This window comes from Streptomyces sp. NPDC057743 (assembly GCF_042798755.1).
In the GTDB taxonomy this organism is placed as follows: domain Bacteria; phylum Actinomycetota; class Actinomycetes; order Streptomycetales; family Streptomycetaceae; genus Streptomyces.
In genome coordinates, this window is the sequence record NZ_JBHVJX010000073.1 from 1 (window position 1) to 14,085 (window position 14,085).

Sequence of the window (14,085 nt, forward strand, 5' to 3'; positions counted from 1 at the left end):
GACGTGAGACATCCCGCTCAACAGTCCGAGAGCCTCGCCTGTTACGGGCCACCAACCATCCCCCGATCAGTGGCCGAGTTGAAGAAGTTCAGTAGCCGTCACGGTAGTTCAGGCAGACCTCGCCGGAGGCGCGTTGACGCGAGCTCCCTCGCGACGGTCGCCGCAAGTAGAGGTGCTTCCGACTGCCGCTGCGTGTCTGACCGTTGACGTCTTCCAGCTCGCGCGGCCCCACCTGGCCGGCCCGCCGATGAGCGGCGGGTGCGGCCATGCCTTCCCTAGCTTGGAGGCAACGATGAGCGACAGCAGCAACCCGAAGTGGCCCGCAACACAAACGATGCGACGGCAGGCCATGGGCATGAAGGCCCGTGACGCACGGCGCTCCCTGGCCGTCGAACGCCGGGACTTCCGCCGGCGCCACGGCAACCCCGACGACTGGGACAGCTACGAATGCGACCTGTACCTGGGCCTGGGCGATATCTGATGGCCAACGACCTAACGTTCAGGCGGCAGCCGCGTATCTCGGTGGATCCGGCCTTACGGCTGCGCCACCTCCGCCGGTCCTACAACGACCATGTCAAAGAGCTGTTCCCAGGTTCGTCGCACAGTCGGTTGGTCAGCTACGTGATCAGGCCGCCGGGAGCGGACGCCTCGGGCATGCAGTCCCGGCTCCGCGAGCTGGCGGAGGCTCGTGGCCGCCACGTGATCTACGACGTCACGGACACCATCGCCTGCGACCTGCGCGTGCGGGAGGGATACGCCGAGGCGATCGACATGATCTACCGCGGCCGGGCTGACGGCCTTGTCATCCCGGACATGGCGACCATCACCTCGAACTTCGCAGAGTACGAGCAGCAAGTCCGCTGGCTCGGCGAGCGCAATGCGTTCCTGTACCTCCTCCGCCCCGAAGGCCATCGATGAAGCCGCCCCGCATCTGGCTCGACGAACACGGCATTGGCTGGCGGCAGATCGCCGCTCAGGTCCTCTACGTCGACGCCCTGACCGTCCTGATGGTCGTCCTGCTGGTCGGGCTCGCCACACACTGAAAGGTCTTCCAATGCGACTCTGCGTCATCCCCAACATGGCGCCTACCCTCGAAGCCCTGGAGCAGGCCACGGACTCCACACCGCAGTTCGAGGCGTGTCCGGCTGAGAGTAGGTCCGGCGTCAGCTACCTCCGGCTGACCGACCCTGTGCACGATCCGGAGCCGGCAGCATGACCGCCACGGAGAACACCTCACCGGTGTCCGAGACCCACACCCCCGAATACTGGGGCCGGGCCTACGGGCAGGGCGCCCGTTTCCTGTCCGTCGGGCGGGAGGAGCGGCAACTGCTTCGCGCTTACGCCCAGGTCGCCTCCGGCCAGTTCGCCGTCGACGCGGGGTGCGGGCGCGGCTCGCTAGCCGCCACGTTGGCCGGCTGGGGGCTGAACGTCCTCGGGCTCGACTTCTCCGAGGTCGCGGTCGACGCGGCCCGCGGCATGTTCCAAGAGTTCGAGAACCTGCGGTTCGATCGGTACGACTTCAAGGCCGACTCGGAGCACCACCTACTCCAGCCCGGCACGGTGGACCTGATCATCTGCCGCCTGACACTCCCGTTCCTCGACCGCCGCCGCTTCCTCGGTGACTGCCGACGGTGGTTGCGGGCGCGCACCGGCACCTTGCACATCACCACGGCCGTACACGAGTTGACGCCGCCGGAGCACGTGCATCGGGGCCTGACGCTGGCTGAGATCAACGGGCTCGACGACGGTCACTGGCAGCACGTGACGCGCTACTCGATCACCGCCGGCGGGTCCGTGCAGGGCATCATCCTGCGCGGCCCACTGCGCTGAGCCACCAACCCTCAAGGCACAACCCACTGAGCTTCCCGGCTCGGTCATCGAGGCGGGATGGCCAGAACCTGCACGGCGGTGCGGCTTCATCACTACGCTCCGTCCGGCAGTGCACTGGCAGCACCACCCAGTCCACAACAACAGCTGAATCACCTGGAGTTGTCATGACGCGATCCGTTCCCAAAAGCACCGCCCCGGCCCAGGAGTCGACGGCGCCGATCCAGTCGGACGGGTTTGACCTGAACGTCTCCCTGCTGGAGGTCTCCGACGCGGCCGGGCTGACCAACCTGACCGACGACAACTGCGGAACGACGTGCGGTGCCTGCACCACCAACGTCGCCTGACAGTCCGGTCGTCTGGCCCTGACCGGGAGCCGGTGCCGCCGCGCCAGTAGGCCGGCGGCACCGGCCGTCCCCTTCTCTCTCCGGCTCAAGGAGGTATTCGTGGCCGCACGCCCAGCGTTTCGGGCCAGCGGGACCGCTCTCGTGCGTGCCGTCGCCCGGCCGGCCGGCCGTGGCTCAGCTCCCGTGCCCGGACTTTGATGACCGTTCCTTCGAGGGCGTTGAACAGGCGGATGTCACAGCCGGTCGTCTGGCCTGGCTACGCTCGGTCTGGCAGGACCCCGACGTCGCTGAGGCGCTGCGCCACGCCAGTCCGGACCTCGCGCACAACGTCCAGGCCCTGTGCCTGACGGCTGATCCGTCCGGTCGCGAGGTGCGCAGGGTCGGGTTCTCGCTCGCCCGGTACCTTCTGCGTGCTGGTCACCGGGCCACGCCGTTCGGCCTGTTCGCGGGGGTTGCCACAGCCACGTTCGGCACAGCCCTCGCGCAACCTGGGGTGAAGACCGCGCAGTTGTGGTTCGGGCCGGCGCTGAGTGGCTGGCCGCGCTGGTCGAGCAGTTGGAGAACTGTGACGAGTTGTTGCCCCTTCTGCACGTCGTCGTGAACGACACGATCTCGCAGAGGGACAACCAACTCGTCGTGCCCTTCCAGGATGACGGGTCGACTGGCCAACGCCGAGCCGTCGAAGCGTCCATCGAGCTGACGGCCCCAGTGCGGGTTGTCCTCGCGGCAGCCGGCTCACCCATCCGGTTCAGGGATCTGGCCACGAAGCTGAGGGCCGAGTTCCCTTCCGTGGTACCCGAGCGGGTTCGCGGGCTGCTGGCGGAGCTGGTCCGCCGGCGCGTGCTGATCACCAACCTGCAGGCGCCGGCCACCGAGACGGATGCTCTCGGCCACCTCGTTGCGCAGCTCGATGCGGTGGCGGCCGGCTCCCTCGCGCCGCTCGCGGAGACGGTCCGGGAGTTGCACTTGCTCCAGCTTGGCCTGGAGAAAGGGGATACCTCCAGCGGTCGGGAGACCGTGGCCGCGCGGATGCGGGACCTGGTGCCGCGGCTGCACCGTCATCCGCTGGCCCTCGACCTACGGTTGGACGCCCGGATCGTGCTACCGGACGCGGTGGCGGGTGAGGCGGAGCGCGCCGCAACCGTCCTGACCCGGCTGAGCTCTCGCCCGTACGGCACCCGTGCTTGGGGCACGTACCACCAGAGGTTTTACGAGCGGTATGGCATCGGGACGATGGTGCCGCTGCTGGAGGTCGTTGCGGACAGCGGTATCGGCTATCCCGAGGGGTATCCCGGCGCCCCGGCGGGCGCCCATCGGCGGCGCGTGTCCCCCCGTGACGACGTACTCGTGCGGCTCGCGCAGGCAGCCGCGCTCGACGGCCGCGACGAGGTGGTGGTCACCGACGAGATCGTGGCCGCTTTGGACGTGGGTCCGGATCAGCCGCGGGTGCCCCCGCACCTGGAGGTTGGTGTGCGGCTTCACGCGGCCAGCTTGGAGGAGGCGCGCCGCGGGCGTTTCACCGTGGAGGTCACGAGCGTGTCCCGCGGGGCTGGGGTGTCCACCGGCCGGTTCCTCAGCGTCCTCGCGCCTGCCCAACGCGAGGCTCTGAGCGTGGAGTTGAGCGACCTGCCAACTGCCGACGACGGCACCGTTGCCGCTCAGCTCTCCTTTCCCCCACTGCTGCCCAACACTGCCCACGTCACCCGGACACCGCGCGTCCTGCCGCTCACCGCCAGCCTTCAAGAGCACCGCGCCCCCGACCCAACGGTGCTCACACCGGCAGACCTGGCGGTGGCGTGCGACGGCCGCCGGATGTTCCTCGCCGCTCCCGGCCGCGGCCGCCGTGTCGAAGTCGTCGGGATGCACGCGCTGAACCTGACCGAACACACGCCACCTCTGGCGCGGTTCCTCATCGAGCTGTCCCGTGCCCAGTGCGCCCAAGTCACCCTCTTCGACTGGGGCGTGGCCGCGGCGATGCCATTCCTGCCCCGCCTGCGGTACGGCCGGATCGTGCTGGCCCCCGCCCGCTGGCGACTGGAGGCAGCCGACCTCCCCGGCCGCGACCGCCCCAGCGTGGAGTGGGCGACCGCACTGTCCAGGCGTCGGGAACGCAGGCGACTGCCACGCCGCGTATCTCTCGTTCAGGACGACCGGCAACTCCCCCTCGACCTCGACCAGTCCGGCCACCGGAGCCTGCTGCGCCAGCACCTCGACCGCGCCCGCTCCGCCGTGCTCATCGAGGCGGCTCCGACGGAGGCGAACGACTGGAGCGGAGGCCGCGGGCACGAGATCGTGGTGCCCCTCAAAGCCGTCCGACCTCCCGCGTGGCCGGCGCTGCCCGCGCCGACCGCGACCCGCACGCTGTCGCCCGCCCAGATGCAGACGCCGGCGGCCTCCTCGGTGCTACTGGCCGCCCTGTACGGGGACCTACGGCGCCAGGACACGCTGCTCGCCCGGCATGTGCCCGACCTCATCCGGCGGCTCGGGGCTCCGCCGTGGTGGTTCATCCGCTTCCGCGACCCTGACCAGCACCTTCGCCTGCGCATTGCACTGCCCGGCCAGGACAGCTTCGCAAGAACCGCCCGCGCGGTAAGCGCATGGGCGGACGAACTACGCGTCGCTGGGCTGTTGGCGGACCTGCGCTACCCCACCTCCTACCGGGAGATGGGGCGTTGGGGCTCCGGCCCCGCGTGGGAGGCAGCCGAGGAGGTCTTCCGCGCGGATTCCCGCGCCGTCGTCAGCCAACTCGCACAGCCGGACCGCCCGCAGCAGCGCACGCTGGTGGTGGCGCACACCTTCGCGATCGCCTCCGCGTTCCTCGGCAGTGCACAGGCCGGCGCGGGCTGGCTGATCGACCACATCCCGCAGGCCACGCCGAGGGCGGTGCCCCGCGCGCAGTTCGCCGAAGCCATGAAACTGGCCGACCCGAGCGGGCACTGGGCAGCTCTTCGGTCGGCGCCCGGCGGCGAGACGATCGTCTCCGCCTGGGCTGACCGCGGCGCCGCGCTCGCCGCCTACCGGCAGCACCTCCCGGGACCACACACCGAGGGCATCACCGTGGACGACGTGCTGACCTCCCTGTTGCATGTGCACTTCGTCCGGCACGTCGCGGTGAACTTCCCCGAGGAAGAGGTCTGCCTGTACCTCACCCGCGCTGTCGCTTTGGCCTTCGTCGCCCGCGCCGGGAGGAGAGCATGAACGACCACCCCGCGCTCGCCGTGGCCGCAGCCGTCGCCGACCGCCTCGCCCACCCCGATACCGCTCCCGCCGCGGTCTTCGCGGACGCGACGCGACAGCATCTGGCGCTTGGTCCGACCGGCATCGCGCTGCTGCACATCGAACGCGCCGCGGCCGGACTTGGCCCCTGGCAGCGCGCTCACAACTGGCTACCTGCCGCCACCCGCCAGCCCTTTACCAGTGGCCCCGACAGCCACCCCTTCTACGGCGCCCCGGCACTCGCCCACGCCCTCGCCTGCGCCACCGATCACCTACCGGGCTCCTACCAACGCGCCCTGAGCCTGCTGGATCGGCAGGTGGCCGACGACGCTCGACGACGGCTGGACGCCGCACACCGCCGGATCGACGCCGAGCTCCTTCCGGCGCTCTGCGAGTTCGACGCCATCCGCGGCCTGACCGGCTACGGCGCCTACCTCCTGCGCCGCGACCCGACCGACCCGGTCCTGCGAGCGGTCCTGGACTACTGCGTGCGGTTGGCCGAGCCGGTCACCCACGACGGCGAAACCCTCCCGGGCTGGTGGGCACCGACAGGGCCGTCCGGCCGGCCGGATGACCGCTTCCCCGGCGGCCACGCCAACAACGGCATGGCGCACGGCATCGGCGCGGTCCTAGCGTTGCTCGCGCTCTCCGCCCGCCGCGGCACCACGGTGACCGGCCACCACCAGGCCATGCGCGCCATCTTGGCCTGGCTCGACCGGTGGAAGACGAACACCGACCGCGGACCGGTCTGGCCGTACTGGATCACCCGCGGCAACCTGCGCACCGGCCTTCACTCGCCCTTGGCTCCGCAGCGGCCTTCGTGGTGTTACGGCACCGCGGGCCTGGCCCGCGCCCAGCAGCTCGCCGCGCTCGCCCTCGGCGACGCCGACCGCCAGGCAGAGGCCGAGGCCGCCCTCCTGGATACACTCACCGACCCCGCTCAACTCCGCGCCACCACAGGCAACGGGCTCTGCCACGGCTTCGCGGGCCTCGCCCACCTGGCAGTCCGCACCGCCACCGACGCCGCGGCGACCACCGCAGCCCAACTGAGCGCCACCGCTCTCTCGTTGCTCGCCACGCTCCTCCCACCCGGCACCGCACCCGACGAAGCGGCCACCGCGCTCGTGGCCAACGAGGCGGGCGCTGGCCTGCTCGACGGTGCTGCGGGGACTGCCCTGGCACTCCTCGCCGCCGCCGGCACCGAGCCGCCCCGCACTGCCTGGGACACCTGCCTGCTCATCGGCTGACCTCGACCAAAGGACTTCCCGGATGCCCTCCAACCGCTGGCAACAGCACAACGACACCTTCACCGACCAGGAGACCGCACGGCGAGCCATCACCGGACGCATCGCGCCGGCGCTGCTCGCCGCGGAGGCTGAAGGGCAGCTCACCGGCTGGTGGTTCATGAACAAGCAGCCCTGGCCGCTTCGGTACCTGGCCGACAAGCCGTCACCGACCGTGGAAGTACTGCTGGACGCCCTGGTCGCCGACGGAATCGCGCAGTCCTGGACGGCCGGGCTCTACAGGCGTTCGGCGGCGCGGAGGCTATGGCGACCGCACACGATCTGTTCCACCAGGACAGCCGTCACCTCATGAACTACCCACCAGGGCAAGGGCGTTTGGGGCGACGTGTGGGCCAAGGTCGCAACTCTCCGGCCCGGCACCGGTGTGCTCACCCCCGAACAGTCCCTCGCCCTGGCGCCGGCGATGCGGACGCTGATGACCACCGAGGCCCGTAGCCTGTGCCGCGCCGGCGGCCCGCTCGACGGTCACGCCGAGTGGATCGCCGCCTTCGAGCGAGCCGGAACATCCCTCGCCCATCTCGCCGTTCACGGCGACCTGACCCGCGGACTGCGCGCCGTCATCGCGCACCACGTGATCTTCCACGCCAACCGTGCCGGCCTGCTTTCCGAAGACCAGCACGTCATCTCCCACATCGCACGAAAGGTAGTCATGGGATCGAGTGAAAACCCCTCGTCAACAGCTGAATCGGGCCCGGCGGCCGCTAGCGTCAGCGCGGTGAACACCGACACACTCGCCACCCCCGAGGCCGATGCCGAACGCCTCCGCAACGCCCTCGTAGACCAGATCCAGGCCAACGGCCACGCCCGCACCCCCGCGGTCGAGACCGCCCTGCGCACCGTGCCCCGGCACCTGTTCGTCCCCAACGCGCCGCTCGAAGACGCCTACGCGAACGCACCGGTGCACATCAAGTACGACACCGACGGCACGTCGGTCTCCTGCGCCTCCCAGCCCGGTGTCGTCGCCCTCATGCTGGACCAGCTCAAGCCCAGCCCGGTGACCGCATCCTCGAACTCGGCGCCGGCACCGGATACAACGCTGCCCTGATCGCTCACATCGTCGGCCCCGACGGGCACGTGACAACCATCGACGTCGATGACGACCTGGTCGAGGGAGCCCGCGCCCACCTCACCGCCGCCGGCGTCACCAACGTCGAGGCGATCACCCGTGACGGAGCCCTCGGCCACGCCGAGGGCGCGCCGTACGACCGCATCATCGCTACCGTCGGCGCACACGGCATCCCGCACGCCTGGCTCGACCAACTCGCCCCCGGCGGCCGCCTCGTCACCCCCCAGCGGCTCAAGGGCAGCGTCTCGCGCTCCATCGTCTACGAGAAGCGCGACGACCGGTGGCTGTCGTTCGGCAGCGAGATGAACACGTTCATGCCGCTGCGGCGCGGCATCGCCGACGACGACCGGCACGTCGTCCCACTCAGCGCAGACGGCACCGTACGGCTCCAGGCTCCGGCCGGGCAGCACATCGACACCGACGCCCTCGCCGGCGTCCTAGACCAGCCGCGGACCGAGACATGGACCGGCATGAAGGTCCGCGCCATGGAAAGCCCGGAGTGGATGGAGCTGTTCGTCTCCTGCTCCCTGCCCTCCGGCCTGATCCGGATGCTGTTCCCCCAGACCGCCAAGGGCACGGTGCTCACCGAGGACCCGTACCCGTCTGCCACGGCCGCTGTGGACAAGGGCGCGGTCACCTACCTCACCCGTCGGCTGCTGGACGAGAAGACCCCCGAGGGCGGCAAGCTCTGGGAGTTCGGCGTCGTCGGCCACGGCCCCGGCAGCGAGGAATTGGCCACGAAGGTCGCCGACGCCATCCGCACCTGGGACCGCGAATACCGTGGCCGGGAAGCCAACTTCGAGATCCTGCCGCTCGACGGTCCCGCGGTCGAACAGCGTCCCGGTGTCTTCTGCCTCGACACCCCGCTCAACCGCATCCTGGTCACCTGGCAGTAGCGCGCCAACCGCGGGGTGCCCACCCTCAGCCAGCAGGCACCCCGCGCCCTGCTTCCCTCACTCACCGGGGACTCCATGGACCCACACAGCCCCATAGCCCAACGCTTCCCACTCATCTCCCGATTCCACCCCGCCTGCCTCCCCCTCCCCCAACGCGTGCATGCCCTGGTCGAACTCGCCGACGCCGCAGTGGACAAGGCGGACCAGGTTCTCGCATCCGCCGTCTACAACCAGGCTTCGCTCCTTGCCTCCGACCTCGGACTTCCCGACCTCGCCCGGCAGATATGCCACGAACACGCCGCCGCCTACCTCCACGCCACTCCCCTCCCCGGCATGACCGCGATCCGAGCCCTCGAACCGGTGGTCAACCTCGCCCGCCTCCAGATCCGCGCGGGCAAGGCGGACGACGGCCGCCACCGTCTGCTCAGCCTGTACGAGGCCGTCACCAACGGAACCAGCGCCCAGTTCGAGAACATCCACGTACCCGCCGACCTCACCCCAAGCGACACCGACCGCCACGAAGTACGCGCGTGGCTCTGGCGCGTCATCCTGGCCGACGGCACCCGCACCCTGACTACTGCCGGCCGCTGGACGGACGCCCTGACCCACATCGAAGAACACCGGGGCATCGGGCAGCGGATGCTCGACGGCCGCCAAGTCGCCGTGCTTGCCGCACTCGACCACAACCCGGCAAACGCCGCCACCCTCATCGCCGAGACCACACCAGGCGAGCCGTGGGAGCAGGCCGTCACCACCTGCCTCAACGTGATGCGCCACCACGCCCTTCACCAACCCGTCGACGGTCTCCTCGACGCCCTGGTGAACGACTACGTGCAGCGCCAGCCGGATCAGGGCACGCTCATCCTCCACACTCGACTCGGCCTCACCATCCTGGACCTCCTCGACCATCCCCACGAGAGCGCGGCACGTCGGCTAGCCGACGCGCTACACCGCCGAACCTCAACGGCAACCGACGGCTACGCCGCTCGCGAGTGCCTGGCCAACTCCCGGTTCGTCGAAGGCGTCACCCGCCATGAAGAGCAGGCAATGCACGATCTCGTCCGTGCCTGTGCATTGGGAAACGGTGCTCTTCCCAGTCCCCAAACCGCTCGTCTGACGCAGGCCCTCCGGCTCAGCGACGGAGTTATCCGCGCCAGCCTCGCCCGCTCTCGCCTGTGAACTTTATGCAGGTTTCTGGAAACTGCCACTGGAAGTGTCATGAACAGGATCTGTTCCGTAGTCGGTGGTGACGCTGCGTTCTGCTCATGAGAGACATCCCAGGAGCGCAAGTGTCAACTCGTAGCCAGTTCCGCGTGATGCAACCAGGCGGTTACCTCGTCGTGTCGTAGCGGGTGCCGGATTTGAGACATCCGTGAAGAATGCCGACGAGGCGGTTGGCGAGCTGGCGCAGGGCGGCGTTGTGGCCGACACCTCGGGCGCGTTGCCGTTGGTAGTAGGCGTGGGCGTTGGGCGAGGTGCGCAGGGTGCTGAACGCCTGGGAGAGCAGGGCGTCGATGAGCCGGTCGTTGTGGACGTAGTAGGCCAGGGCGACTTTCTTCTTGCCGGAGGCGCGGGTGATCGGGGAGGTGCCGGCGTAGTTCTTGCAGGCCTTGGCGCAGACGTAGCGGGCAGGGTCGCCGCCGAACTCTGTGAGCACTCGGGCGCCGAGGACGGCTCCCAGCCCGGGTTGGGAGAGGACGATCTCAGTGGCCGGGTGCTGTCCAAAATGCGCTTCGGCCTGCCCCTCCAGGGCCTTGACTTGGGTATTCAGCGTGGCCAGGACGGCCATCAGCGCGGTGATGGACGCGGCGTAGGCGGCGGTGACCGGCTCGGGTTGGCCCAGATGCTGTTCGCGCAGGGCGGCCTGTATCGTCGTCACCTTGGCGGCGACGTTCCTGCGGCGCAGTGCGGTGGCGTACGAGACCGGCGTGGCCAGCCACCGGGTGAGCCGGGCGGCCGCATAACTCCTTGACCACCTTGGAGATCTGGCCGGTCAGGCGCGTGGTGCGGCGTTGATGGCGTTCCAGCAGCCCCGGTATCTGTTCGCGGAAGGTCTGCCGCTGACAGCTCATGACAGGGCAGGCCAGAAGTCGGACCCGGACGCGGACCACGACCCGGCGGCCGTCCACCGGCACGTCTGCCACCGTCCGGTGGTGGTACCCGTGCACCTTCGCCGTCGGCACCCCGCACACCGAGCAGGGCACCGGAACATCCCGGGTCCGGGCGGAGCCCCGGCCCGCCTCGCCATCGTCCGCAACATCCTCGATGACCAGCGCTGACAACCCCGAAAACGCCACAGCCACAAGCTCGTTGACGTCCCGCATGAGATGTCAACGACACCCGTCACCATTCATCACCACCGGCTACGGAACAGAGCCGCTTTCGTGATACTCCCACCTCACCTCCTTGACGAGCAGAAGTGAAGGCGTCACACTCAAAGCTGATCGTTGATTTTTGTGCCCACAATCACAATCAAACAACATCGGGCAACAGCAGGAAACTCCTCTCCTTGTCGCTGTGATGAAGTTTGTCCAGTCAATGACTGATCCTGGTTGTTGCGGTGTCAATTGCTGACGGTGAAGGTGAGGAGGTCTTCGAAGACGATCTGCCCGGGTGTGACGGAAGACGCCCCCTCGACCAGCCGGCCGATGTCGTCGTAGCGGTGGTAGCCGATCAGGCCAGCCGCCTTGACCGCCGAGCTCTGGACGACTGTACGCGACCGAGGGCGCCATACACCGACCGCCGTTCGCCGCTGTTGAGTCCTTCAGCGCTGGCCTGATGGCTTACCATGTCTACGCGCGGTTGCGGACGGGTCCCCGGCCGTTCCACAGAGCAGCGAGTGACAGTCCGGCAGGTGGTTGACAGTCACACCCTGGACTGTCACACTTACTCTGGATGGTCGACCTGTGTGCCTAGCCACCGAGCGAGGGCCGTTCTTCAGGGACGGATTCTCACCCCAGCCCTCGAGCCGGGGCAGGTGCACCAGGAGCGTGGAGCGGCTGCTGCGCTCGACGAGCGTGCCGATCGCGGAGCGGCCCGTCCCGATGATCACATCGTCTTCCCAGTGGCCGGGGGATCGCACGGTCCACAACCTCGGCGAGGCGTGCGCTGAGGACGACGTCCGCGGTGACATGTCCCTGCGGCTTATTCTGCGACCGTGCACGGGGAGTCGGCAGCGCCCGGCCGGTGCGCAGACATGCGACCAGTTCCCGCTTGAGCGCGCCCCGGCCTTCGATGAACAGCGCCTGGTAGATCGCTTCATGGCTGATGCGCATGGTCATCATCGGGGAAGTCGGCACGGATCCGGTGCGAGATCTGTTGCGGGCTCCACGCCGCCGTCCATCGCCGGTCCTGCCGATGCGACTTGTTCAGCCCCTTCCACGCGCGCGTCATGGGCCCGGTGACGATCGTGCCGTCGGGGCGACGGACACTGCCGGCGAGCCGCTCCTGCACGTACTCACGCATCCTGTCGTTGCCTGCAAGTTTCGCGGCCTTCGGGCGCATCGCGGCCTGTTGCGCCTTCCACTGCGCCACCAGAGCCCGGTAGACCGGCTTGCCGCCCCGGGTCGCCGCGTTGCGACGCAGCTCGCGCGAGATCGTGCCCGCGTCGCGGCCGATCCTGCGAGCGATCTCCCGCACGCCGATCTCCTGGGCGCGCAGCAGCGCGATCTCCTCGCGTTCAGCGAACGACAGATAGCGGCCGGTGGGCTCGTCCAGGCTGATCGGTGACATGCCGCCAGCGTGACGGAACCACCGGGATCCGACCGGCCATGAAACGCCAACAGCCGCCGCGGCCTCTGCCGTCGTCACTCCAGACGCGATCCGCCGCCAAAAGTCCCGCTGCACCGCACGAGACAGCTCCGGCCGGCCCGGTGAACGCATCGGCGGCCGCAGCGCCCGATCGCCGCCCACTGCCGTCGCGCTCCCACAGGCGCCTCCGGCACCTTCTGCTTCTGCTCTCGTCCCATCGCACACCTCCGTGATCAAGGTGTTGCGACGACCAGTTGAATCCGCCCTCGCTGCCGCGGTCGTTATGAAATATCGCACCCTTGGCGAGCTTTCGATTTCGTGCCGCGTTTCGGATAGCGCGGACGATGAGTGGTGTCCGGTAGTGATCGCCCAGTGCGTAACCGACAACTTCCTTGGTGCAGCAGTCGATGACTGTTGCAAGATGCAGCCAGCCCTCTCCTGTCGGTATGTAGGTTATGTCGCCAACAAGTTGCTCGCCGGGTGCTTTGGCGGTGAAGTCGCGGCCGACGAGGTCCGGCACCGCGCCGTCCGCGGCTTGGGTAAGGGACCACCGCCTGGGCCGGGGCTGGCAGGACACCAGGCTGAGCTCACGCATCAGTTGGCGGACGAGCTCCAGGCCGACTCGGTGGCCCCAGCGACCCAGTTGGGCGTGGATGCGCCGGTAGCCATAGGTACTGTCGGACACCTCAAATGCCTTCTGGATGAGCAGCTTCAATTCCCTCCGACGTAGAGTCGTCGCGGAATCTGGACGATTTCGCCAGTCGTAGTAGCCGGACTTTGACACGCCGAGCCGAACGCACATGAACTCGACGGGAAACGCGCACTTCTTCCTCGTTTCCTGTTCCAGAGATCCTATTGGATGCCTGTCCGGAAACCTCGGGGCACCTCATCGATAAAGCCATCGTGGCAACGGTCACCGAGGGTGTACACCAGGTTGTGTGAGTGAGCGATGATTGCTCCTGTTGAGTCCGGTTCCTGCCCTGAACGGAAAGTGACACACTGTGATATCGAGGCAGGATGATGAGATGCGCCGCGCTGAAGCTGTGGAGTGGGTGAAGCGGGTGCTGTCGCCGGAGGCGATCGACGCGCTGATCGTGGACGCGAAGGACTTCGGGATCGGCTTGGACGGTCAAGGCGGACTGCTGCAGCAGATGATGAAACAGGTCGTCGAGCGAGCGCTGCAGGTGGAGCTGAGCGATTACCTCGGCTACGAGGCCGGGGATCCGTCTGGGCGGGGCAGCGGCAACAACCGCAATGGCTCGTATCCGAAGAGGGTGACGACCACCGCCGGCCCGGTCGAGATCGACGTGCCCCGGGACCGTAAGGGTGAGTACGAGCCGCGGCTCGTGCCAAGGGGACACGCCGGCTGGGTCAGGTCGACGAGATGATTCTGTCGTTGTACGCACGCGGCATGACGACTCGTGACATCACCGCTCACCTGTATGAGGTCTACGGTGCCGAGGTGTCCCCGGCGCTGGTCTCGAAGGTGACCGACGTGAGCGCGGGCGAGGTGCAGTCCTGGCAGCACCGGCCGCTGGACGAGTGCTACCCGATCCTCTACATCGACGCTATCCGCATCAAGGTCCGGGACAACGGACACGTCGTCAACAAGGCCGCCCACCTGGTCATCGGCGTCGATACCGACGGCATGAAGAACGTCCTGGGCATCTGGCTCCAGG

At 68.5% G+C, this 14,085-nt stretch carries 9 protein-coding genes and 5 pseudogenes; 10 read left to right on the forward strand and 4 right to left on the reverse strand.

The features are described from left to right. The first annotated feature begins 292 nt into the window (after positions 1-292). The 9 genes and pseudogenes from ACFVFQ_RS37610 (at position 293) to ACFVFQ_RS37650 (ending at position 9,835) form a co-directional block, all read left to right on the forward strand. Positions 293-481: a hypothetical protein gene (locus ACFVFQ_RS37610; RefSeq protein ID WP_383425101.1), complete on the forward strand. Its 189-nt coding sequence runs from the start codon at positions 293-295 to the stop codon at positions 479-481. Next, complete coding sequence (locus ACFVFQ_RS37615; protein ID WP_383425103.1) at positions 481-918, forward strand: hypothetical protein; 438 nt, start codon at positions 481-483, stop codon at positions 916-918. Before ACFVFQ_RS37610 ends, ACFVFQ_RS37615 begins: the two co-directional genes overlap by 1 nt. Beyond that, positions 915-1,043 carry a hypothetical protein gene (locus ACFVFQ_RS37620; RefSeq protein WP_383425105.1) on the forward strand — a complete coding sequence of 43 codons (129 nt, stop codon included), beginning with the start codon at positions 915-917 and terminating at the stop codon, positions 1,041-1,043. The genes ACFVFQ_RS37615 and ACFVFQ_RS37620 overlap by 4 nt, the downstream gene beginning before the upstream one ends. Positions 1,044-1,212: 169 nt before the next feature. Beyond that, complete coding sequence (locus ACFVFQ_RS37625) at positions 1,213-1,830, forward strand: class I SAM-dependent methyltransferase (protein WP_383425107.1); 618 nt, start codon at positions 1,213-1,215, stop codon at positions 1,828-1,830. Between the two features lie 164 nt (positions 1,831-1,994). Further along, positions 1,995-2,174 carry an FxLD family lanthipeptide gene (locus ACFVFQ_RS37630; protein ID WP_383425108.1) on the forward strand — a complete coding sequence of 60 codons (180 nt, stop codon included), beginning with the start codon at positions 1,995-1,997 and terminating at the stop codon, positions 2,172-2,174. 247 nt (positions 2,175-2,421) lie between these two features. Next, positions 2,422-5,372: pseudogene (locus ACFVFQ_RS37635) on the forward strand (lantibiotic dehydratase). Continuing rightward, on the forward strand, positions 5,369-6,637 hold the full coding sequence (locus tag ACFVFQ_RS37640) for a lanthionine synthetase C family protein (protein WP_383425110.1): 1,269 nt from the start codon (positions 5,369-5,371) through the stop codon (positions 6,635-6,637). Before ACFVFQ_RS37635 ends, ACFVFQ_RS37640 begins: the two are co-directional and overlap by 4 nt. A 22-nt stretch (positions 6,638-6,659) precedes the next feature. Further along, a pseudogene (fxlM, locus tag ACFVFQ_RS37645) lies at positions 6,660-8,656 on the forward strand (methyltransferase, FxLD system). Between the two features lie 75 nt (positions 8,657-8,731). Then, on the forward strand, positions 8,732-9,835 hold the full coding sequence (locus ACFVFQ_RS37650) for a hypothetical protein (protein ID WP_383425112.1): 1,104 nt from the start codon (positions 8,732-8,734) through the stop codon (positions 9,833-9,835). A gap of 151 nt (positions 9,836-9,986) precedes the next feature. Here the strand turns inward: ACFVFQ_RS37650 and ACFVFQ_RS37655 are convergent, their stop codons facing one another. From ACFVFQ_RS37655 to ACFVFQ_RS37670, 4 genes and pseudogenes are all read right to left on the reverse strand, one after another. Continuing rightward, entirely contained in the window at positions 9,987-10,535 is a 549-nt protein-coding gene (locus ACFVFQ_RS37655) for a transposase (RefSeq protein ID WP_383425113.1), read from the reverse strand. A gap of 21 nt (positions 10,536-10,556) precedes the next feature. Further along, positions 10,557-10,980, reverse strand: a pseudogene (locus tag ACFVFQ_RS37660) (transposase family protein); the annotation flags it as partial. Between the two features lie 602 nt (positions 10,981-11,582). Further along, a pseudogene (locus ACFVFQ_RS37665) lies at positions 11,583-12,388 on the reverse strand (transposase); the annotation flags it as partial. Further along, positions 12,336-13,262, reverse strand: coding sequence for an IS3 family transposase (locus tag ACFVFQ_RS37670; protein ID WP_383425115.1), 927 nt, complete (start codon positions 13,260-13,262; stop codon positions 12,336-12,338). The gene ACFVFQ_RS37670 and the pseudogene ACFVFQ_RS37665, both read right to left, overlap by 53 nt. Before the next feature lie 196 nt (positions 13,263-13,458). On the opposite strand from ACFVFQ_RS37670, the pseudogene ACFVFQ_RS37675 reads away from it, so the two are divergent. Next, positions 13,459-14,085: pseudogene (locus ACFVFQ_RS37675) on the forward strand (transposase); the annotation flags it as partial.